Annotated in this window: 19 protein-coding genes; 13 read left to right on the top strand and 6 right to left on the bottom strand. The window is 68.2% G+C overall.

Annotated features, from left to right (window positions below; translation table 11 throughout):
- Nucleotides 1-11: 11 nt before the first annotated feature.
- On the top strand, nt 12-1,409 hold the full coding sequence (locus D7V97_RS02050) for an Ig-like domain-containing protein (protein ID WP_120608886.1): 1,398 nt from the start codon (nt 12-14) through the stop codon (nt 1,407-1,409).
- A gap of 28 nt (nt 1,410-1,437) precedes the next feature.
- On the opposite strand, the gene D7V97_RS02045 is transcribed toward D7V97_RS02050, so the two are convergent.
- Nucleotides 1,438-2,010, bottom strand: coding sequence for a hypothetical protein (locus D7V97_RS02045; protein WP_120608885.1), 573 nt, complete (start codon nt 2,008-2,010; stop codon nt 1,438-1,440).
- A gap of 146 nt (nt 2,011-2,156) precedes the next feature.
- Between D7V97_RS02045 and D7V97_RS02040 the strand changes: the two genes are divergently transcribed.
- Nucleotides 2,157-3,944: a serine hydrolase gene (locus tag D7V97_RS02040; protein WP_120608884.1), complete on the top strand. Its 1,788-nt coding sequence runs from the start codon at nt 2,157-2,159 to the stop codon at nt 3,942-3,944.
- A 92-nt stretch (nt 3,945-4,036) separates the two neighbouring features.
- Here the strand turns inward: D7V97_RS02040 and D7V97_RS02035 are convergent, their stop codons facing one another.
- Nucleotides 4,037-4,315 carry a hypothetical protein gene (locus tag D7V97_RS02035; protein WP_120608883.1) on the bottom strand — a complete coding sequence of 93 codons (279 nt, stop codon included), beginning with the start codon at nt 4,313-4,315 and terminating at the stop codon, nt 4,037-4,039.
- A gap of 258 nt (nt 4,316-4,573) precedes the next feature.
- On the opposite strand from D7V97_RS02035, the gene D7V97_RS02030 reads away from it, so the two are divergent.
- Nucleotides 4,574-5,230: a hypothetical protein gene (locus D7V97_RS02030; RefSeq protein WP_120608882.1), complete on the top strand. Its 657-nt coding sequence runs from the start codon at nt 4,574-4,576 to the stop codon at nt 5,228-5,230.
- 82 nt (nt 5,231-5,312) lie between these two features.
- Here the strand turns inward: D7V97_RS02030 and D7V97_RS02025 are convergent, their stop codons facing one another.
- Nucleotides 5,313-5,552 (bottom strand): hypothetical protein, encoded by a 240-nt coding sequence (locus D7V97_RS02025; RefSeq protein WP_147444650.1) that lies wholly within the window; start codon nt 5,550-5,552, stop codon nt 5,313-5,315.
- Between the two features lie 302 nt (nt 5,553-5,854).
- Between D7V97_RS02025 and D7V97_RS02020 the strand changes: the two genes are divergently transcribed.
- Nucleotides 5,855-7,240 carry a bifunctional lysylphosphatidylglycerol flippase/synthetase MprF gene (locus D7V97_RS02020; RefSeq protein WP_120608880.1) on the top strand — a complete coding sequence of 462 codons (1,386 nt, stop codon included), beginning with the start codon at nt 5,855-5,857 and terminating at the stop codon, nt 7,238-7,240.
- A gap of 67 nt (nt 7,241-7,307) precedes the next feature.
- Here the strand turns inward: D7V97_RS02020 and D7V97_RS02015 are convergent, their stop codons facing one another.
- On the bottom strand, nt 7,308-8,840 hold the full coding sequence (locus tag D7V97_RS02015; protein ID WP_120608879.1) for an FAD-dependent monooxygenase: 1,533 nt from the start codon (nt 8,838-8,840) through the stop codon (nt 7,308-7,310).
- 318 nt (nt 8,841-9,158) lie between these two features.
- Here D7V97_RS02015 and D7V97_RS46585 point away from each other — a divergent pair, with 318 nt between their 5' ends.
- The 4 genes from D7V97_RS46585 to D7V97_RS01995 all read left to right on the top strand — a co-directional run bounded on the left by D7V97_RS46585 (nt 9,159) and on the right by D7V97_RS01995 (nt 14,363).
- Nucleotides 9,159-11,069 (top strand): ATP-binding protein, encoded by a 1,911-nt coding sequence (locus D7V97_RS46585; protein ID WP_120608905.1) that lies wholly within the window; start codon nt 9,159-9,161, stop codon nt 11,067-11,069.
- Nucleotides 11,066-11,695 (top strand): response regulator transcription factor, encoded by a 630-nt coding sequence (locus tag D7V97_RS02005; RefSeq protein ID WP_120608878.1) that lies wholly within the window; start codon nt 11,066-11,068, stop codon nt 11,693-11,695. The genes D7V97_RS46585 and D7V97_RS02005 overlap by 4 nt, the downstream gene beginning before the upstream one ends.
- 113 nt (nt 11,696-11,808) lie before the next feature.
- On the top strand, nt 11,809-13,023 hold the full coding sequence (locus tag D7V97_RS02000) for a DUF5050 domain-containing protein (protein ID WP_120608877.1): 1,215 nt from the start codon (nt 11,809-11,811) through the stop codon (nt 13,021-13,023).
- A 59-nt stretch (nt 13,024-13,082) separates the two neighbouring features.
- The gene (locus D7V97_RS01995) at nt 13,083-14,363 is read left to right on the top strand and encodes an ETX/MTX2 family pore-forming toxin (RefSeq protein WP_120608876.1); all 1,281 of its coding nucleotides are present in this window, start codon (nt 13,083-13,085) and stop codon (nt 14,361-14,363) included.
- Nucleotides 14,364-14,491: 128 nt separating this feature from the next.
- On the opposite strand, the gene D7V97_RS01990 is transcribed toward D7V97_RS01995, so the two are convergent.
- Nucleotides 14,492-15,109, bottom strand: coding sequence for a hypothetical protein (locus tag D7V97_RS01990; protein ID WP_120608875.1), 618 nt, complete (start codon nt 15,107-15,109; stop codon nt 14,492-14,494).
- Nucleotides 15,110-15,190: 81 nt separating this feature from the next.
- Here D7V97_RS01990 and D7V97_RS01985 point away from each other — a divergent pair, with 81 nt between their 5' ends.
- The 4 genes from D7V97_RS01985 (at nt 15,191) to D7V97_RS45665 (ending at nt 19,514) form a co-directional block, all read left to right on the top strand.
- On the top strand, nt 15,191-16,153 hold the full coding sequence (locus D7V97_RS01985; protein ID WP_120608874.1) for a LysR family transcriptional regulator: 963 nt from the start codon (nt 15,191-15,193) through the stop codon (nt 16,151-16,153).
- Between the two features lie 100 nt (nt 16,154-16,253).
- Nucleotides 16,254-17,558, top strand: coding sequence for a cytochrome-c peroxidase (locus tag D7V97_RS01980; protein WP_120608873.1), 1,305 nt, complete (start codon nt 16,254-16,256; stop codon nt 17,556-17,558).
- A 12-nt stretch (nt 17,559-17,570) separates the two neighbouring features.
- Nucleotides 17,571-18,689 carry a metallophosphoesterase gene (locus D7V97_RS01975; protein ID WP_120608872.1) on the top strand — a complete coding sequence of 373 codons (1,119 nt, stop codon included), beginning with the start codon at nt 17,571-17,573 and terminating at the stop codon, nt 18,687-18,689.
- 24 nt (nt 18,690-18,713) lie between these two features.
- Nucleotides 18,714-19,514: a c-type cytochrome gene (locus D7V97_RS45665; RefSeq protein ID WP_233582460.1), complete on the top strand. Its 801-nt coding sequence runs from the start codon at nt 18,714-18,716 to the stop codon at nt 19,512-19,514.
- A 10-nt stretch (nt 19,515-19,524) separates the two neighbouring features.
- On the opposite strand, the gene D7V97_RS01965 is transcribed toward D7V97_RS45665, so the two are convergent.
- A complete protein-coding gene (locus D7V97_RS01965) occupies nt 19,525-19,824 on the bottom strand; it encodes a hypothetical protein (protein ID WP_147444649.1) in 300 nt (99 codons plus the stop codon).
- Here D7V97_RS01965 and D7V97_RS01960 point away from each other — a divergent pair.
- Nucleotides 19,823-20,297: hypothetical protein (locus D7V97_RS01960; RefSeq protein ID WP_147444648.1), on the top strand; the 475-nt coding region annotated here is incomplete at its 3' end. The two genes, D7V97_RS01965 and D7V97_RS01960, sit on opposite strands and share 2 nt — an antisense overlap.

The raw sequence follows: 20,297 nt of genomic DNA, 5'->3' as shown, positions 1-20,297 counted from the left end.
CCGACTTCACCGTGAAGAACACCAACCTCACCGAGGGGGTGGAGCAGTGGACCGCGGTGCACGGCATCGACCTGACGGAGGACGTCAGCGAGACGGTCGCCGGCTACCCCCACAAGGTCTACAAGGACGCCGCGGGCAAGGCGCTGGTGGAGACCTACTCCCTCACCGGCATGGGGCACGGCACGCCCATTGATCCGGCGTTCAACTTCCCCGGAACCACCGTGGCCTGCGGCACGGCGGGCGCATACGTGCTGGACACGGACATCTGCTCCACCTGGTACGTGGCGAAGTTCTTCGGACTCGACAACACGGATTCGGTCGCGCCCACCGTGAGTCTCACGGCGCCGGGCAACGGATCCACCGTGAGCGGCGCGGTGCAGGTGACCGCCACCGCCGCGGACAACGTGGGCGTCTCGCGGGTGGAGTTCTTCATCGACAACGCGCTGGCAGGCACCGACCCGGCCGCGCCCTACGCGTTCACCTGGAACAGCGCCACGGCGGCCAATGGCATCCACGCGCTGGTGGCCAGGGCCTACGACGCGGCAGGCAACACCGCCACCTCGAGCACCGTCACGGTCACCGTCACCGGCGGCACCTCCGACACGACCGCCCCCACGGTGAGCTTCACCGCTCCCACCGCCGGGGCCACCGTCTCGGGCGCCGTCACCCTCGCCGCCAACGCGACGGATGACCGGGGCGTGACGAAGGTGGAGTTCCTCGTCGATGGCGCCGTGGTGGGGCAGGGGGCGGCGGCGGCGCAGGCCGGGCGCTTCGAGCTCAGCTGGGACACCACCGCCTACGCCACCGGGACGCACACGCTCCAGGCGCGGGCCTACGACGCGGCGGGAAACTCGGCTGCCTCCGCGTCGGTGCTGGTGACGGTGGCCCGGACTTCGGCGAGCTTCACCGAAGGCTTCTCGGCCAACGGGCCGGACAACGCCGGTTGGAGCCTCACCGCGTGGGCGCTGGACGCCAGCGACCAGACGGGCAGCACGGGCAGCAAGTCCATCCTCGGAGCGGCCACTGCGGCCTTCAACACCGTCACCCGGACGGCCAGCGTCAGCGTGGCGCTGACGGCCAACCCCCGGCTGACCTACTGGCGCAAGCTGGACCTGTCCTGCGCCAACACCACCGCCTCGGCCGCCTTCCGCGTCATCGTGAATGATGGTGTGGACACGGTGGTGGACTCGGCGGTGAAGAGCGGCATTGGCACCCTCGCCGAGGCCAACTGGACGCAGCGGGCGGACCTGGACTTGTCGGCGTTCGCCAACAAGAACGTCACCCTCAAGTTCGTCGTCACCGTCACGGACACCAGCACCAACAACCTCAGCCGGTCTAAGGCCTGGGTGGACGGCATCCGAGTCGGGCCGCCGAGCGGCTTCGCCGACACCACGCCCTCGCCACGGTGAGGGCCGGGCGGAGTCGCCACCCCTCCGCTTATTTCTGTGCGCCAACTTCGCCGCAAGAGTGCCCTGGCTGGCACGCGCCGGGGCCGCGCAGCGACTCGTTTGCTTGCAGTCGTTCCTCGCGCTGCCGGGCGAAGAGCTCCCGGGCCTTCGCCTGCTGCTGGTTGTCCAGGAGCGGCTCCACGTCCTTCCAGGCGGCGTTCTCGTTGTCCTCCACCGTGCGCAGCAGTGCCTGCCGCTGCTTCACGGCCTCTTCACCCTCGAGTGGGGGGGGCTCTGCTGGCCAGGCGCTGGGGCCCGGGCTGCTCCGGGCTCCGACGCCGGGCGGGTTCCTTCGCGGCGGCGGGCGTGGGCTGCTGATCTCCCTGAGCCGGTCGTGTAGCGGCCGGTTCTTCGCCGCGAGGATTTCTTCCCGTTGCCCCAGCTGGATCATCTGGTCGGTGGTGAGCGCCAGTGCGTCGTGACGCTCGAGCAGCAGGGCGATGGGGGATTGGAAGAGGACCTGGGGCAGCAATGCCACGGGGCGCTCGGACGGCGACGGGCTCGCACATGCGCTCAGGAGGACGGTCAGCAGGGACCACCGCACGAGGGACTTCAGGGACATGGTTGCTCCGGGAGACATGACCGCATCGCCTCTTCGCGCGAGGCTACCAGCAGGAGTTGCCGTCAGCATTTGAGAGCCCCCTGTAATCGGGTGCGCTTCCACCCGTAGGGCAAGCGCCCCCTGTCCCGACACCGTGAGCCCTCCCCATGCGCCCGTCCCTCCTGAGGCTGTCACTCCTCCTGGCCACCCTGTTCCAGGAAGTGGCCCTGGCACAGCCCGCCGCGACTCCAGACGCGGGCCCCGCATCCCGGAGCGCGGATCCCGCGAAGGCGCTGGTGGGCATCTGGGGCGGGGAAGGCACCTACGGTCCCGAGGTCCGCGGTGGACTCACCCTCGTCCGCGACCCGGGCGGCTGGCGCGCGTCCATTGGAGGGTTCACCGTCCCTGGCGTCCTGGAGAAGCAGACCCTGACGTTCACGCTCCCAGGGGGCCAGGGTGACTTCCGCGGGTCGCTGTCGCCGGACGGGAAGCGCATCCTCGGGCATTGGATCCAGCCGCGCATCCAGGTGGGCGGCGTCCGCTACGCCACGCCCGTGGAGCTGCGCCCCCTCCAGAAGGACGTGTGGCGCGGCAGCGTGACGCCGCTGGAGGATCGCTTCACGCTCTACCTGGTCGTCCAGGAGATGCCGGACGGCGCCATCCACGCCTTCGTCCGCAACCCGGAGAAGAACCTGGGCCGGCAGGGCGCCTTCCGCGTCTCCCTGAAGGACGACGCCGTCCAACTCGTGGAGGTCCGCTCCGGCGGAATGCGTTTCACCGGCACGTATGACGCCAGCGCCGAGAAGCTGTCATTGAACGTCCTCTTCCTGGGCACGCTCGACCTCACCCGCCGCGAACGCGACCAGGCGGTGGGCCTCTATCCCCGCACGCCCGCCGAACCTGTCTACACCTACCGCAAGCCCATCGCCGACGGTGACGGCTGGGCGACGGCGTCCCTCGCGGACGTCGCCATGGACGAGGCCCCCATCCGCGCGCTGGTGCAGGGCATCCTCGATACGACCCCGGGCCCCACGCCCACGCCGCTCATCGAAGGCCTGCTCATCGCGCGCCACGGGAAGCTCGTCGTCGAGGAGTACTTCCATGGCCAGGATTCGGAGCGCCCGCACGACCTGCGCTCCGCTTCGAAGACCTTCGCCCCGATGCTGGTGGGCGCCGCCATCGACCAGGGCGCGAAGCTGCGGCCGGAGTCACCGGTGTACCCGCTGCTCCCCGGCGGCACGGCCCTGGCCGCGCAGGATCCGCGCAAGGCGCGCATCACGGTGGAGCACCTGATGACCATGACGTCAGGGCTCGCGTGCGACGACAACGACGACAGCTCCCCCGGCAACGAGAACACGCTCCAGGAGCAGCCTTCCGACTGGTACACGTACACGCTGAACCTGCCCATGGCCCGCGAGCCCGGCGCGGACGCGGCGGTGTACTGCTCCGCGGGCATGCACCTGCTGGGCGCCGTCCTGCACCAGACGACGGGCACCTGGCTGCCGGAGCTCTTCGAGCGCACCGTGGCCGCCCCGCTCCAGATGCGACGCCACCACATCAACCTCTCGCCCGATGGCGATGCGTACCTGGGCGGCGGGCTCTACCTCCGCCCCCGCGACGCGTTGAAGCTCGGGCAACTCTACCTGTCCGGCGGCATCTGGAACGGACGGCGGGTCATCAGCCGCCGCTGGGTGGAGCGCTCCACCGCCCGACATGCGGAGATGAGTCCGGGCAGGACCTACGGCTACGCCTGGTGGCGGCACGAGCTGAAGGTCGGTGGCCGCGTCTACGCGGAGTACGAAGCGGGCGGAAACGGCGGGCAGTACGTCATGGTCGTCCCGGAGCTCGACCTGGCGGTGGCATTCACCGGAGCCAACTACAGCCAGTTCGCACTGTGGAAGCGGTTCCGGGAGGAGCTGCTGCCCCGCTACATCCTCGCGGCCGCGCGACCCTAGGGGCCTTGGTGCAAGGAAGGCAGGCCGGAAGTTCCCGACCCGCCGATACCCTCCACGCTGCAATGACTTTCAGCGAGGACCGCGATGCCGCCTCAGGGGCAGAGGCAACCGCCCGTACACGCGTAGTCCTTGGTGCAGGCCGCGCCGCCACAGCCCGCGACACAGTTCGCCTCGGTGCTGTACCAACGGACGTAATTGCACGTCCACTTCTGCGTGCAGATGGCCAGCTGCGTGACAGTGCCTTCCGGGAGCTGTTCCTCGACAGGGGCCGACTCGGACGCCGGTGCCTGCTCCGGCTCGTACCCGCCACCGCAACCCGCCGAGAAGGTGACGCCCACGACAACAGCCAGCAGGGACAGGGTGATTCGCATGGGACAGACTCCTGGGTTCCACGGGTGGGACTTCAACGGCGCCTCCTGACCCGAGCGGTGACGCATGCGCGGTACCGGATGCGCCCCACAGCATGGAGGTCCTGGGGGAGGTTAGGAAGGTCTGAGCTGCGCGGTTGTCCACGTCAAGCCCGGACATGCGTGGCAGGCCTCCGCCCGGAGGACGGTAGGGCGGGGCAGGCGGTAGAGTGCCGCCGACTCCGGGCGCTCCTTCCCTCCGCCCGCTGAAAGGAATCCGCCGTGGTGCTCCTGAAGGCTGTCGTCATCCTGGCCCTTGCTTCGGCGCCTCCCGCGAAGCCAGCGGCGAGCGCTGGCTGTGCCACCACCAACATCGAGACCGCGCTCCGGCATCTGGAGGCACACCTCAAGGCGACCGTGAAGCCCGAGGCGAAGGACGATTCGGAAGATGATTCCGGGGCGTCCTTCGCCGAGGAGGTCGTGGGGCAGACCTGGAAGATCCGGGACGTGCCCAACGGCTACATGTCCACGGAGGACGACTCCGGCACGACCTACGAGGCCGCCCTGTTCAAGAACCCGGAGGGCTATCATCTTGCGCTCGTGGGCACCGGGGTCTCGGTGGTCAACACCGCTGTCTACCGCTGTGACAAGTCGGGACTGAAGCTCGAGAAGGATGCCCTGGAGGTTTCCCTCGAGAAGGCCATCCAGCTCTACGCCAACGCGGGGCTCATCGCCTCCAAGGGCAAACCTGGGCTGAGCGAGAAGTACCTCCGGGATTGGGGAGGCTCCATCCTGGCCTACCACCTGCCCCGAAAAGGCCGGGTCATTCGCATCACGTCCTACGTGGATGAGGACGCCGTCTATGGCAAGGAACTGGGCACCCTCGAATATGCCCAGTCGAAGTTCCAGGTCATCCCGCTCAAGAAGAAGGCGCGTTGAGGACTCGGTAGCGATGACACGCGCGGCTTCCTCATCAGATGTCTAAAGGGGTGCATCTCAAAGCCCGAGGAAGCCCCTCCGTTCATTCCTGTGCGCCAACTTCGCCGCAAGAGTGCCCTGGCTGGCACGCGCCGGGGCCGCTCAGCGACTCGCTGGCTTGCAGTCGTTCCTCGCGCTGCCGGGCGAAGAGCTCCCGGGCCTTCGCCTGCTGCTGTTTGTCCAGGAGCGGCTCCACGTCCTTCCAGGCGGCGTTCTCGTTGTCCTCCAACGCGCGCAGCAGGGCGATGGGGGACTGGAAGAGGACCCGGGGCAGCAATGCCACGGGGCGCTCGGACGGCGACGGGCCCGCACATGCGCCCAGGAGGACGGTCAGCAGGGACCACTACACGAGGGACTTCAGGGACATCGCTTCTCCGGGAGACATGACCGCGTGGCCTCTTCGCGCGAGGCTACCCCAGGCCCCGGTGGCGCCCCGGGCCCCGGCCAGAGGGCCAACCCACCGGCCAGGCGCACAACCCGGCCGGCACCCGTCAGTGGACCGTCTCCGCCCCGCTGCTCTTTCTGGAGAGAAACGGCTCTTATGCTCTAATCAACAGGGCGGGACGTAGCTTGAGCGCCAACCCCATGGGTGTCTCCAACGAACAACCCGCCCCGGACGCGGGGGGCGAGCGGGCGCGGGTGCTGGCGCTGCTGCGGCACCACGGCTGGAACGCGACGTCCTTCCAGGTGCTGCAACCGGGCTTCCGCTACTGGTTCGCGCCCGGGGGGAACGGGTGCGTGGCGTACGTGGACACGGGCGGCGCGTGGGTGGCGGGAGGCGGCCCCATCGCCGCGCCGGAGCGCGTGCGGGAGGTGGTGGAGGGCTTCCATCATGCGGCCCGGAGCGCGGGCCGGCGCGTGAGCTTCTTCGCCACCGAGGCGCGCTTCTCCCAGCTCGTCCCATTCCGGGAGCTGCCCATCGGAGAGCAGCCGGTGTGGGACCCAGCGAAATGGGACGCGGTGGTGCGCGGCAGCCGCAGCCTGCGCGAACAGCTCCGCCGCGCCCGGGCCCACGGCGTGCGCGTCCGCGAGGTGCCCGCCGAGGTGATGGACACGCCGGGCCACCCGCTGCGCGCCGCGGTGGAGGTGCTGGCGGAGCACTGGCTGGCGTCGCGGCGGATGGCGACCATGGGCTTCCTGGTGGGGCTGGCCCCCGGTGCCTTCGCCCGCGAGCGCCGCGCCTTCGTGGCGGAGCGGGAGGGCCGCGTGGTGGGCTTCCTGTCGGTGACGCCCGTGTACGCGCGCGACGGCTGGTTCCTCCAGGACCTGCTGCGCGAACCCTCCGCGCCCAATGGCACCGCGGAGACGCTGGTGGACGCCGCCATGCGCGCCGCGGCGGCGAACGGACGCCGGTACGTGACGCTGGGGCTGGCGCCGCTCGCGGGCCCGGTGCGTCCGTGGCTGAGACTCGCGCGCACGGCGGGCCGGCCCCTGTTCGACTTCGAGGGCCTGCGCGCCTTCAAGGCCAAGTTCCGCCCCGACGCCTGGGTGCCCCTGTTCCTCTCGCACCCCGCGGACGAACCGGCCCCGTGGGCGGTGTACGACGCGCTGCGCGCCTTCGCGCGGGGCAGCCTGGTGAAGTTCGGACTCGTCACGCTGCTGCGCCGGCCCCGCCTCTTCGTGCGCGCGCTGACCGCGCTGCTGGTGCCGTGGACGATGCTGCTCGCGCTGCCGGTGAGCACGCCCTGGTTCCCCTCGCCGTGGGTACAGGGGGCATGGGTGTTGTTCGACGTGGGGCTCATCGTCGGACTGCTGCTCCTGATGCGCCGCTGGCGTGACGGGCTGGCCACGCTGCTGGGCGGGCTCACCAGCGCGGATGCCTGTCTCACGCTGGTGCAGGCAATCACCTACAACGCCGCCCGCGCCCGGGGCCCGTGGGACTGGGGCATCATCGTCGCGTCGGTGCTCGCCCCCGCCACCGCGTCCGCGATGCTGCTGCGCTCGCGCGACCTCCGCGTCCCCGAGCCGTAGGTCATGGTTTGAAGGTCGAGTGATACATCCGGAAGGACGTGCTGCGGAAGACGGTCGAGGAACGGGCTCAGCGCGGGCGGCTCGCGAACCATCTCGCCGCGGCGCGTGTGACTTCCTCGGGATTGGGAGTCGTATCGCTCGCCCATGCAACGAACCCATCAGGACGCACGAGCAGCGCGCTCAGTCCAAGGCGATCCCTGGCGTCGCTGGCCACGTACCTGACCGGGTCGCCCCAAAGGCCACCCAGCGCCTGGAGCGACGCCTGCCGGCCGAAGTCCAACAGCAAACCATTTCCAGCTCGGAGCAGTGTGCCGAGCCGTGTTCCGTCCTCCAGCTCGAAGTCCGGGCAGCTGCGGCCCACCAACGGGTGTTCATCGCCGAGGTCGTAGCGCAGGGACACCCCCCAGACACGTTCAGCGAAGTAGGTCGTGCCGTCGCGCGTGTCGATCAGGTCGCGCAGGATGGCTTCGAGCGCGCGGGAATGTCGGCTGGGTCGCATCAGCGCCACTTGGGCCCGCGACCAATCGAGGATGCGCGCCCCGACCGGATGACGCTCCGTGGTGTAGCTGTCGAGCAAGCCCTCGGGGGCATCGCCTCGGAGGGTGGCAGCAAGCTTCCACCCGAGGTTCATTGCGTCTCCAAGTCCGAGGTTCAACCCTTGTCCGCCGAGCGGTGAATGAATGTGCGCGGCGTCGCCCGCCAGCAGCACCCGCCCCTTGCGGTAGGTCGTTGCCTGGTACGCGCGGTCGGTCCATGTCGTGGCGACGTTCAACGCTTTGAGGGTCACGTCAGTGCAGGACACGCGCCGTAAGACGGCTTGCACGTGCTCGCGCGTGACCGGTTGGGTGCGATGGAATGCGCCGCCGTCGAAGTCGGCCATCGCGATCACCCCGGGCTGACCCTGATTGTACATACCGGTCGGCGTGTAATGACGGCCCGGGCGGAGTTTCTCCGGGTCGGCGAGTTCGACCTGGACCGAATATCCCGTGAACTCAGGCTCGGTCCCCACGAACTCGAAGCCACCTTGCTTGCGGACGGTGCTGCGGCCGCCGTCGCAACCCACGAGCCAACGCGCGCGAAAGCGCTGCTCGCCGGCACGGACGGTGACTTCATCGTTCAAAGGCTCGAAGCCTTCGACACCCTGGCCGCGCTGGATCTCGACTCCGACGGAGAGTGCATGAGCCGCGAGGACGCGCTCGAGATGCTCCGTTTCGCTCCCCAATTGGGTGTCCGCCGGGCTCGGGAGTCGGTACGTCCACCGCGACGAATCGATGTTGCTGTAGTCGAACGCGATGCCCGCGAAGTGTCCGGCCGGCCCGCGGGGCTGTGCTCCGGACGCCATGGATCCAGGTCTCGACTGGCCAGGGGCCCTCTCTTCGACACGACGTTGCGACGCAATCTGTTCCAGCAGTCCGCGCCGGTAGAACGCTTCGATGCTCGGGCCCCAGAGTCCTCGCCTTCCAAACGGAAGCCGCTTCAGGGGTGAGTGCGGATCCTCCGATTGTTCAAGCACCAGCACGGAGAGCTTCGCGAGCCGCAGCTCGCAGGCGAGGAACAGGCCGACCGGGCCGGCCCCTGCGATGATCACGTCGTAGACCATGGAATGATCTCTACCATGGCTCGATGCCCTCGAACGGGTGCACCGGAACCCGCTCATCCGCCATGGCGGGTCCTCCTTGCGAGCCACCCAACCCATGGAGCGACTCCAGGTTTTGCGTCAACCCAAGTGGCGGCCTGGGTCGCGCCCGCCGTGGTGACCGGCTGCGAGCGCACGACGTACGGGCCGGTGATGACCGCCTTCGAGTCCGACTTGGAATACGTGAAGTCGCGCTTCACGTAGTACTTCTGGTCGCCCCCACCCGGACGGACCTCGCGCTGGAAGGGGACACAGCGAACTCTTACGTTCAAAGTGTCCGCCATGTCCTGGCGCACCGTCTTTGTCTTCTGCATCCTGTCGCTGCTGTCCCCCCAGGCGGTGGCCCAGGAGGCGCGTCCGGCTGAAAAGTCCGTGCTCCTGTTCATTCCCGAGGATACGGCGCTGCCCGCCATGGCGATGCTCGTCGCCAGTCTCCGCTCCTCGTTGTGGGAGGCCCAGGGCGGCCCCATCACCCTGGATGTCGAGAGCCTGGATCTGGGTTGGGCCCGCGGGCCTGCCTACACACACGCCCTGCACACCTGGTATCTGGCCAAGTATCGGGAGCGCCGGCCGGATGCCCTCATCGCCTTCCGCTCCGACGCCATCCAGCTGGCCTCGCAGCTGCGCCGGGAGCTGTGGCCGGATATCCCGATGATCGTCCTCTCCGAGGACGCGCGGCTCTGGGAGCAGCAGCCTCGCCTGGAGCGGGTGGCGGGCCTCTGGTTGCATTATGACGTGCGGGCCACCGCGGAGCTGGCCCTGCAGCTGCTGCCCGGCACACGGAGGCTGGCGCTCGTCAACGGCTCCAGTCGCTGGGAGCGTGCTCAGCAGGAGCAGATGGTGCGAGAGCTGCAACCGTTGCTGGCGCAGCGGGGGCTGGAGCTCATCGACCTGAGCAACCTGCCGCTGGCCGAGTTGCTCCAGCGCGCGAGGACCCTGCCGGACGACACCACTGTCCTCGCCTTCAGCTTCATGACCGATTCCAGCGGGAGACCCTTCGTGGGGCGCGAGATCGCACGCATGTTGCTCTCCGCCAGCAACCGGCCCTGCTTCACCGTCCACGAGACCGTCCTGGGGCTGGGGTTTGTTGGCGGAGCGCTTGTCAGCTACGAGGCCGTGGGCCAACAGCTGGGCATGCTCACCTCCCGCGTGTTGCACGGAGCGCAGGAGGAATTCCTCGCGCCCCTGAAGCCGGCATCCGTGGACACGCTGACGGTCGATGCCCGCGTGCTGCGGCGCTGGGACATCCCCCGTGAGCGGGTGCCTCCCGGGACGCGGCTCACCTTCGACGAGCCCACGCTCTGGGAGCGCTACCGCTGGTGGGGCCTGGGAGCCCTGACGATCAGCGGCCTGCAGGCGCTGGTGGCCGGGGGGCTCGTGGTGGAGCGCCGCCGCCGCATGCGTGCCCAGGCCGAGCTGCTCGAGCGCCAACGCCTGGAGAAGGTCGCGGAGATGGAGGCACGTCGAACCCTGGATCAGCTGGCCCACATGAGCCGGGTGGCCGCCCTGGGCGAGCTGGCCGCCTCACTGGCTCATGAGCTCAACCAACCCCTGGCCGCGATTCTCAGCAACGCCCAGGCCGCACGCCGCCTGCTGAACGCCAGCCCCGTGGAGCTGGGCGAGGTGCGCGAGGCCCTCGGGGACATCATCTCCGACGACAAGCGCGCGGGCGAAGTCATTCACCGCATGCGCGGGCTGCTCAAGCGAGGGGAGCCCCGGCAGGAGCTCCACTCACTCAATGACCTGGTCTGCGAGGTGGCGCGCCTGCTGGCCAACGACACGCACCTGCGCGGTGCGGACCTGCGGCTGGTGCTGGCCCCGTCGCTGCCCGCCGTCCAGGGGGACGGAATCCAGCTCCAACAGGTGGTGCTCAACCTGCTCATCAACGCCATGGATGCCATGGCCGATGTCCCCGCGGGCCAACGCCAGCTGAGGGTCCGTACCGCCTCGCCAGTCACGGGTCAGGTGGAGTTGAGCGTGCAGGACTCGGGAGGAGGCATCGAGCCGTCGCGGCTGGCCCTCATCTTCGAGCCCTTCTACTCCACCAAGGAGCACGGGCTGGGCATGGGGCTGTCCATCAGCCGCTCCATCGTCGAGGCGCACGGCGGCCGCTTGCAAGCAGAGAGCCCTCCCGGGCAGGGGGCCCTGCTACGGTGCGTGCTTCCTGCGGCTCACACGGAGTCCTCGCCATGATGCAAGCCCCCGCCACCATCTTCCTCGTGGACGACGATGAGTCCGTGCTGCGGGGGCTGGGGCGGCTGCTGCGGGCCGCGGGTCATGCCACGAAGCCCTTCGCCTCGCCCTCCGAGTTCCTCGCACAGTTGCCCGGGGACACGCCGGGCTGCGCCGTACTGGACCTGCGGATGCCGGGGCTGAACGGGCTGGAGCTGCAGCAGGCCATGGAGTCCAAGGATTGCTACCTGCCTGTCATCTTCATCTCCGGCCACGGGGATGTGCCGGCTAGCGTCAGGGCCATGAAGGCCGGCGCCGTGGACTTCCTCCTCAAGCCCTTTGATGAGCAACACCTGCTGGGAGCAATCTCCCAGGCCTTGCTCAAGGACGCGGCGGCCCGCGTCGGCCGCGCCGAGACAGCCGCGCTGCATGCCCGTCATGCCGTCCTCACTTCCCGCGAGCGCGAGGTCTGCGCGCTGGTGGCCCAGGGGCTGACCAACAAGGAGGTCGCCCAGCGGCTGGGCACCACCGAGAAGACCATCAAGGTGCACCGCGCCCGCGTCATCCAGAAGCTGGACGTGGACTCGGTGGCGGAGCTGGTGCGGTTCGTGGACCGGCTGGGCCTGGGCCGAGCCCGTGCTGTGTAAGCACTAGGTCCAATATCCATGCGCTGGCACCCAGAGTAGAGGTGGCCGCGCTGGCGTGACGCGGCAGCTGCTCTGTCTACAGCGGCATGTCTGGCTCACCCCGAGGAACATTCATGTCATATCTGCTTTCGAGCTGGCGCACAGCGCCAGCCGCGGCATTGCGCGCCGGATTGGTGATGGGACTGGTCGCCAGCACCCTCGCAGCTTGTCGCAACAACGACCCGCCGCCCGACGTACCGCCGGTGGCCCGCGACGTCACCCCGGAGAACGACACGCCCACGCTCTCCCCGGTGGCCCACCAGAGCATCACCGCTGGCGGCTCGACTGGCGACCTGGCCTTCACCGTGGGCGACGTGGAGACCGCCGCCGACAGCCTCACGCTCACCGCCACGTCCTCCAATACCGACCTGGTGCCCAACGACCCCAGCCATCTGGTCCTCGGCGGCTCCGCCTCCAGCCGCACCCTCGACGTGGTCCCCTCAGCCAGCGCCAGGGGCTCTACCACCATCACGCTCTCGGTGAGTGACGGCTCCGCCACCACCTCCACCACCTTCACGGTCGACGTCACCGGTCTTGCGAGCCTCTACTGGATGACTGCCACCGGTTCGCTGTGGAGGATTGACGTGAACGGCACGAATGCCATTGAGCTCGCGAGCGGCATCAGTGGGGCATCTTCCATCGCCACCGACCCGGTAACCCGTACCCTCTTCCACACGCGCGACAGCGCCATCGTTCGCGCGGACAGTGATGGGGCGAACCCGGTCGATATCGTGGCGAACGGAGGCTACCCCAGCGGGCTGGCAGTCGATTCGACGAACCGCAAGCTGTATTGGTCCGATTTCACCGGAGCGCGCGTCATGCGCGCCGAGCTGGACGGCAGCAATCCAACGCAGGTCGTCGACGGCATCGATAGCCCGTCTGCCATCGCGTTCGATGTCCCGAGCGGCAAGGTGTATGTCATCAGCTACAACAACACCAGGCTCGTACGATTCAATTTCGATGGTACCCACCTGGAGACCCTCGCTTCAAACCTGGGCGGCCTGGGCGTGGGCCTGGCGGTCGACTCGAGCGGCGGGAAGGTCTACTACTCGACCCGCGGCAACAGCATCTATGTCGCCAACCTGGACGGCTCCAACGCCACCACCCTGGTGACAAACCAGACCACGGTGCACGGGATTGCCATCGATGTCACGGCCGGGCGGCTGTATTGGGCGGACTGGCTGGGTGGAGTGCTCCGGAGCGCCAAACTGGCCGACGGCAGCGATATCCAGGATGTGAACTCGGGCAGCGCCAGGAACCTGGGTCTGGCCTGGATGCCTGCGCCGTAACAGTGTTTTTTCTCGCACCACCTTGAGCTCATCAAGGGCTCATCAAAAGGATCGCCCCCATGTCAGTGGTCTCGAAACTTCCCGCTCCGGCTGCCGCGCCCCCGAATCTGCCTTCTGGTACCGTCAAGCTCTACCGAGATGCCAGCTGGGCGGGTGCGTCCTACTCCATCGTCATCAGCGACAACGTCAAGGACACACGCCATTCCATCTCCGGGACGAGCATCCAGGACGAATCAACCTGGATTGCGTTCAATCTCCCGGTAGGAACGGTCATGACCATGACGGACGCCGTTGCCGTCCCGGTGAACGGCAACGTCTACAACCTCGCAGGCTGCGGCAGGGTGGTCGACCTGGTGGGAACAGGCCAGACCGAGGGCGTGGATCTCACGAAGATCAACCTGAACGATTGCATCTCGTCGTTCTTCTGGCACACGCCCGAGCTGAGCGCCGGCGCCATCGAACTCTACGAGGGGGCCGACTTCACGGGGAACCGCACCGTCCTGTTTCTCTCGGAGTGGAGCGCGCAAATAGTCCACCCTCTGGATGGCTGGTACATCAAGGATCGCGCGAGCTCCGTGCGCTGGCCTGGACTGTTGGACGCACAGAAGGCCTCGTTGTTCGACCGCAACGACGGCGGAGGGGTGTCCTATTCAAACATCAAGGCTTGGGGCAGCTACACGGAGATCAAGAATCTCAAGGAGGTGGGATTCAACGACGCCGTCTCCAGCTTCTCCTGGGACAACCTCAATCCGAAGAAGGAGATCATCAAGCCGGTGGACGTCACAGTCCCGAACAAAGACGGGAATAGCCTGGTGGACAATGTGCATTTCGTGAACGACAGCTCTGCGGAGCAAACGAGAACCCTCTCGGTCGACTGCACGAAAGAACAGACGACCACGGTGGAGGTCACCAATCAGTATACGGCGGGTATGGATTTGAGCTATTCGCTCTCTGCCGTCAAGAAAGAAGGAACGAATGAGGTGTCCAAGGAATGGACACTCAGCCTCAGCTTCGCCTACACGCACAGCGACACCACGTCGGTGACCAAGACGCAAAACATCAAGCTCGTCATCACGCAGGAGCTGAAGGTGCCCGTCTACTGCACCTTCGACGCGGCGCTGTGGGTGCAGTTGGGGCTGCTGCCTCCTGGCACGAGATACAACACCACTGCCGAGCGCTGGTATGACCAGGAGCTCAAGGGAAGTACCTACGATCCCTCGAACGGCTGGTGGAAGCGGACGGAGTCCATCACCCTGAATCTGAGCGGATCTCTGGCTGTTGATCAGAGCACCGAGGTCAAGGCGGTAGCTCTCCCCGGCCACTCGGTCACTGAGCCATAGCTTTCTCCCTCTCGCCATCGCCGCCTCGAAGCTCGATCGAGGTGGTGATGGGAGGATTGGGGGATTGGATTCGCGGCCGCGTGGTGGGCGCTCCTGGCCACCGGGCCACTACCGGCTTGAAGCGCGGACTACTTCGCGCGCTGCATCGCCACCTGGAACTCGGTGGGCAGGTGGGTGGCGTCGGGGTTGCAGCCCCCGTTGGCCGGCCGGGCTCCGAAGAACAGCTCATCCCCCACGACCTTCACGACGTCCTGCTCCCAGGGGCAGGTGTTGAAGGAGAAGACCGCCGAACAGCCATTGGTGCTGGTGACGTCCTGCTCCTTGCCCACCGCCCACTTCTGGGTGCCGCACGTCCCGGGGGCGGCGGTGTTGAGGTACTGCGCGAAGCCGTCCGCCAGGGGCGTGATCTTCAGCGTCGCGAAGATGAAGTGCGCGGGATAGGCACCCTGCGTCGCGCCCGCCGTGGTGACCGTCTGCGAGCGCACGACGTACGGGCCGGTGATGACCACGCGGGACATCTTCTGGGCCTCGTTGCAGGTGGCGTCCATGTAGAAGGTGATGACCGCCTTTGAATCCGACTTCGAATACGTGAAGTCGCGCTTCACGTAGTACTTCTGGTCGCCCCCACCCGGCCGGACCTCGCACTGCGTGGACTTCCAGTGGCCCACGATGCTGGGGGGCTCGGCGGCGAAGGCCTGGGTGGCGAGGCACAGCGTGGCGATGGCGGCGAAAGAAAGACCCTTCATGGTGTGGCTCCTGGGCTTGGGGACACGCGAAAGGTACCCTCAGGCTGTGATTGAACAGCCTGAAAGGTCGTCACCTCCCGGATGAACAACCTTCACATCGACGTCCGCGACCTCAACCTCTTCGTCTTCCTGGACGCCGTCCTCTCCGAGGGCAGCAACCGCGCCGCCGCGACCCGGCTGGGCGTGAGCCAGTCCGCCGTGAGCCACGCGCTGGCCCGGCTGCGCCACCGGCTGGGAGACCCCCTGGTCATCCCCACCAACGGGCGCATGGTGCCCACGCCCCTCGCGGAGTCCCTGGCGCCCGTGCTCCGCGCGGCCCTGGAGCAGCTCCGGGGCGCGCTGCACGGCGCGCGCAGGTTCGACCCGGCCACCGCGCAGCGCACCTTCTGGCTGTCGTCGGCGGACCTGGCCGGCATGGTGGTGCTCCCCCCGCTGATGCGGGAGCTCACCCGCGTGGCGTCGGGCGTGTCCGTGCGCGTGCGCGGACCGGGCGAGGGGATGGAGGAGGCGCTGGAGCGGGGCAGCCTGGACGTGGCGCTCGGCGTCTTCGGGGACATGCCCGCGGCCTTCCGCGTCCAGGCCCTCTTCCAGGAGCGGTTCGTCTGCCTCGCCCGGGAGGGCCATCCCATCGCGCGGGGGCGGATGACGCTTACGCGCTACCTGGAGCACGGGCACATCAGCGTGTCGCCCCTGGGGAAGACGGGCAGCCTGGTGGACGACGCGCTGGCGCGCCTGGGCCGCTCGCGCGAGGTGAGGGTGGCGGTGCCGCACTTCTTCCTGGCCCTCTTCATGGTGGCGGAGACGGACCTGTTGCTCGTTGCCCCAGAGCGCATGTCGCTCCTGATGGCGCCCGCGTTCCGCTTGAAGCTGCTGCGTCCCCCCGTGGAGCTCGCGAACTTCACCGTGAGCCAGCTCTGGCACGAACGCATGCACCACGACCCCGCCCATGCGTGGCTGCGCAAGGCCATCGCGGACGCAAGTCGTCAGCCCGCGTCCACCAAGGTTCCAATCCCAAACACTTCCGCCACCCCATCGCCGGAGTGACATTGATCGGATGACGTGACTTGCGTGAAATGCGCGGCATCCGGCAACAGGTCGCGCGGATGTCCCGCGTGGGCTCCTGAAGGCTGGCGGGAGGGGTGTCATGCGGCTGCCTTCGGGCGTCGTCACGGTGCTCGCCGTGGTGCTCAACACCGGTGTGGGGCATGCAGCGCCCACGCCTTCGCAGGCCTCCCCGCCTCCTCCGCTGCCGCCGGGCGTCTCCGCGACGCTGTGGCGGCTGTCGGTGCCGCCGGGCTCCGAGCCCACGCCGGAGAAGGTGGCGCTGGGGGAGAAGCTCTTCCGGGAGAAGCGCCTGTCCGCGGACAACACCGTGGCGTGCATGACGTGCCACGAGCCGGAGCTGGGCTTCACCGACGGGAAGCCCCTGTCGGAGGGCATCCGCAACCAGAAGGTGACGCGCAACAGCCCCACGGTGCTCAACGCGGTCTTCAACGCCACCCAGTTCTGGGACGGCCGCGCGGGCACGCTGGAGGACCAGGCGAAGCTGCCCATCCTCAACCCCCGGGAGATGGGCATGCCCAACCCGGAGGCGGTGGTGCAGAAGGTGCGCGCCATCCCGGAGTACGCCGCCGAGTTCAAGAAGGTCTTCGGCCGCGAGGTGAACTACGACGACCTGGCCGCCGCCATCGCCGCGTTCGAACGGATGCAGTTCTCCGGCAGCGCGCGCTTCGACAAGTTCATCACCGGCGACGCCAAGGCGCTCTCCGCGTCGGAGAAGAACGGCTGGGCGCTCTTCAACGGCAAGGCGCGCTGCAACTCCTGTCACGCGGGCAATGCCGTGTCGCCGCTGTTCAGCGACCAGAAGTTCCACAACATCGGCGTGGCCGCGCACAAGCAGGACTTCGTCACCCTGGCGCGCAAGGGCGTGCAGGTGGTGCGCACCGGCGACGAGAAGCAGATCGACGAGCTGGCGCTCCAGACGGAGTTCTCCGAGCTGGGCCGCTTCCTGGTGACGAAGCAGGAGAACGACGTGGGCTCGTTCAAGACGCCCACGCTGCGCAACGTGGGCATCACTGGCCCGTACATGCACGACGGGTCGCTCACCACGCTGTGGGACGTGATGGACCACTACAACAAGGGCGGCGTGGCCAATCCCTTCCTCGACGGGGGGATGCAGCGGCTGGGGCTCACCGAGCCGGAAATCGATGACCTGGTGGCATTCCTCTTCGCGCTCACGGACACGAAGTTCGACAAGCTCAACAAGGAGCAGCTCGCGAAGCAGCGCGCCCGGAAGAACACCCGGCCGGAGCGGGACACCGCCATCGCCATGGGCAAGAAGGGCAACCTGGGCGACCTGGCCCCCAATCCCGACCTCTCCGTGAAGAACCCGGCGGACCTGGGCATCTACGGCGACGTCACCCCCGTCACACCCCCCCAGCAGCGGTAACGGAGGCGCGCCATGGCCAACAAGTTCCAGAGCATCGAGACGAAGCACTACGCCGAGCGCGAGGCCTTCTTCGAGGGCCTGAAGAAGCTGGACCGCCGCGCCTTCCTCCGCGTCGCGGGCATCTCCGCCGGCATCGTGGCGGGCATGGGCAAGCTCACGCCCAACAGCTTCCAGCTGGTCAACGTGGCGGACGCGGAGGGACAGAAGCCGAAGTTCTCCTTCGCGTACATCTCCGACACGCACCTGTATGAGAACAAGCTCAACGACCGCTTCGTGCGCGCCATCCTCAAGGCCGTGGACGACGTCAACGCGTTGGACCCGCAGCCGGACTTCGTCCTCTTCGGCGGAGACCTGGCGCAGCTGGGACAGGCGGGTGAGCTGAAGCTGGGCGCTCAAATCCTCAAGGCCGTGAAGGCCCCCCTCAAGATGATGGTGGGCGAGCACGACTGGTTCCTGGACATGGGCGAGCAGTGGCGCGACCTGTTCGGTGCGCCCAACTACTCCTTCGACCACAAGGGCGTGCACTTCGTGGTGCTCAACTCCATCCACGAGAAGGACTTCTGGACGGAGCGGAAGCTCACGCCCATGGAGCGGATGAAGATCGTCGCCGGTCTGGACAATGGCATCCAGTCCCGCTTCGAGGTGGGCGGCGAGCAGCGCCAGTGGCTCCAGCGGGACCTGGCGAAGGTGGCGAAGAACACCCCGCTCATCGTCTTCAGCCACTCGCCGCTCTACAAGTACTACAAGCCCTGGAACTTCTGGACCGACGACGCGGACGAGGTGCAGGCCATCCTCAAGCCGTACGAGAAGGTCACCGTCATCCACGGCCACACGCACCAATTGCTCAGCAACCGCATTGGCAACATCCAGTTCCACGGGATGCTGTCCACCGCGTGGCCGTGGCCGTACGCGCCGGAGGGCCTGCCCGCGCTCACGGTGCCCATGAACCGCGCGGATCCGTTCAGCCAGTTCGACGGCTGCGGGACCGGACGCATGGACGTGCTGGAGTCGGGGCTCGTGGACAAGGTCTACAACCTCTGGCAGCGCGACCCCATCACCGTGCGCGCCAGCTACCTGGGCTCCAATGGCAAGCAGGCCGCGCCCCCCAAGCCCAAGCTGCCCACCTACTAGGACCGGAAGAGGAAAGTCCCTCCCATGACCCTGCGAATGAAGCTGCTCGTGGTCCCGTGCGCGGCCCTGTCCTTCGCCGGGGGTGTGGCGCTCGCCACGTCCCCCGCCACGAAGCCCGCTCCGGAGCCCCTGCCGAAGCACGTCGTGCCCGCGTCCAAGGACGGCAACCTGGTGCTGGGCCTCTGCGACGGCGAGACGTCCCTGGAGGTGCAGGGCGTGAAGGACGGCCAGAAGCTCACGCGCGAGCAGGCCGTGCGCGCCACCTCGAAGCTGATGGACGACTGGCGGAAGAAGAACCCGGACGCGCTCTGGGACGACGTGCCGGGCCCGGCCCTGGCGCAGGCCACCCCGCCCGCGCCGCAGCCCAACCCTGGCTCAAAGCCCGCGGGCAGCGCCGTGCAGCAGGGCGGCGTGGGCGCGCAGACGGGCGCGAAGGCGGTGCCGAAGCAGGAGCAGGCGAACCTCCAGTCGGGCCACACCTACGGCGCGTACTCCGAGCGCGACGAGCAGGTGTGGGCGGACTCCACGCAGGCCTTCGTGAAGGAGGGCCACCGCGTGTTCCACGACGCGGAGGCGCTGGGCGGCACGGTGGGCGTGTCGTGCGATATGTGCCATCCGGACGCGGCCAACACCCACCCGGAGACCTATCCGAAGTACCAGGTGCAGCTGGGGCGCGTGGCGTTGCTGCGCGACATGATCAACTGGTGCATCGAGAACCCGCTGCGCGGCAAGCCGCTGGCGGACGGGGACCCGAAGATGCGCGCGATGGAGGCGTACATCTACGCGCAGCGCAAGGGCACGAAGCTGGAGTACGGCAAGCACTGAGGCCAAAGCCTCACATGCGGCCGATGAGCATGCGGACCAGCAGCCCCGCGGCCATGACGTAGGCATAGCCCAGCAGGGCCCGGGCGGTGAGCCGCATCCGGGTGGGCTTGCGGGGCGAGGTGTCCTCGGGGGGCGCGCGGCGTTGGTCGCGCATCAGCAGGAAGCGCCCCAGCCCGAGCGCCACGACGACGGAGAGGATGACCAGGTCCATTGCGTCCATGGCGGGCATCATCGGGTGCCCACCGGATGCAATCCAATCCGCGCCGGGGCTTGCCTCCACCCCGCGGGTGGCGGGTTGAATGCGGCCCATGTCCCTCACCCCTCCCTCCGACCCCAGCGGCCTGCTGGAGCGCGCCCCCCGGCTGGCGCAACTGCTGCCGGACGAAGCCCTGTCGGACGCGCTCGCGCGGGGGGATGCGTGGACGGTGCGCGCGGTGCTGATGCGCAGGCTCCAGCAGGAGCCTCCGGGGCCCACGCGGGACCTGCTCGCGTCGCTCGTGGAGGACCGGGCGGCCTTCGTCACCACGGTCCGCGCTCCCCGCACGCGCTCCGTGCTGGGCACCGGCCTGCGGTGGAAGGGCCGGCCCGCACCCGACGCGCCCCAGGCCCCCTTCGTCGCCGCGCGCACGGTGTCGGTGCTGGGGCTGTCGGTGTGGCCGCTGAACGACTACCTGGTGCGCGCCGGCCCGACGGCGCCGCTCCAGGTCATCGGGCAGGTGCCTCCCCCCGCGGGACGTGGGTGGCGCCGTGCGGGTGTCGTGGGCCTGTCGCTTATACACATCT

It is taken from the genome of Corallococcus sp. CA053C (genome assembly GCF_003611675.1).
GTDB lineage: Bacteria > Myxococcota > Myxococcia > Myxococcales > Myxococcaceae > Corallococcus.
Note: the sequence above shows the minus strand (reverse complement) of the source record. Positions and strands in the feature narration are given on the sequence as shown.

Bases quoted from the DNA above. Each gene is read 5' to 3' on its own strand.
- D7V97_RS02040 (WP_120608884.1), top strand. From the start codon at position 2,157: ATGCGCCCGTCCCTCCTGAGGCTGTCACTCCTCCTGGCCACCCTGTTC.
- D7V97_RS01975 (WP_120608872.1), top strand. From the start codon at position 17,571: ATGGCCAACAAGTTCCAGAGCATCGAGACGAAGCACTACGCCGAGCGC.
- D7V97_RS02005 (WP_120608878.1), top strand. From the start codon at position 11,066: ATGATGCAAGCCCCCGCCACCATCTTCCTCGTGGACGACGATGAGTCC.
- D7V97_RS02020 (WP_120608880.1), top strand. From the start codon at position 5,855: ATGGGTGTCTCCAACGAACAACCCGCCCCGGACGCGGGGGGCGAGCGG.
- D7V97_RS02035 (WP_120608883.1), bottom strand. From the start codon at position 4,315: ATGCGAATCACCCTGTCCCTGCTGGCTGTTGTCGTGGGCGTCACCTTC.
- D7V97_RS46585 (WP_120608905.1), top strand. From the start codon at position 9,159: ATGTCCTGGCGCACCGTCTTTGTCTTCTGCATCCTGTCGCTGCTGTCC.
- D7V97_RS01995 (WP_120608876.1), top strand. From the start codon at position 13,083: ATGTCAGTGGTCTCGAAACTTCCCGCTCCGGCTGCCGCGCCCCCGAAT.
- D7V97_RS45665 (WP_233582460.1), top strand. From the start codon at position 18,714: ATGACCCTGCGAATGAAGCTGCTCGTGGTCCCGTGCGCGGCCCTGTCC.
- D7V97_RS01985 (WP_120608874.1), top strand. From the start codon at position 15,191: ATGAACAACCTTCACATCGACGTCCGCGACCTCAACCTCTTCGTCTTC.
- D7V97_RS02015 (WP_120608879.1), bottom strand. From the start codon at position 8,840: ATGGTCTACGACGTGATCATCGCAGGGGCCGGCCCGGTCGGCCTGTTC.
- D7V97_RS01990 (WP_120608875.1), bottom strand. From the start codon at position 15,109: ATGAAGGGTCTTTCTTTCGCCGCCATCGCCACGCTGTGCCTCGCCACC.
- D7V97_RS01965 (WP_147444649.1), bottom strand. From the start codon at position 19,824: ATGGGCCGCATTCAACCCGCCACCCGCGGGGTGGAGGCAAGCCCCGGC.
- D7V97_RS02045 (WP_120608885.1), bottom strand. From the start codon at position 2,010: ATGTCCCTGAAGTCCCTCGTGCGGTGGTCCCTGCTGACCGTCCTCCTG.
- D7V97_RS01980 (WP_120608873.1), top strand. From the start codon at position 16,254: ATGCGGCTGCCTTCGGGCGTCGTCACGGTGCTCGCCGTGGTGCTCAAC.
- D7V97_RS02000 (WP_120608877.1), top strand. From the start codon at position 11,809: ATGTCATATCTGCTTTCGAGCTGGCGCACAGCGCCAGCCGCGGCATTG.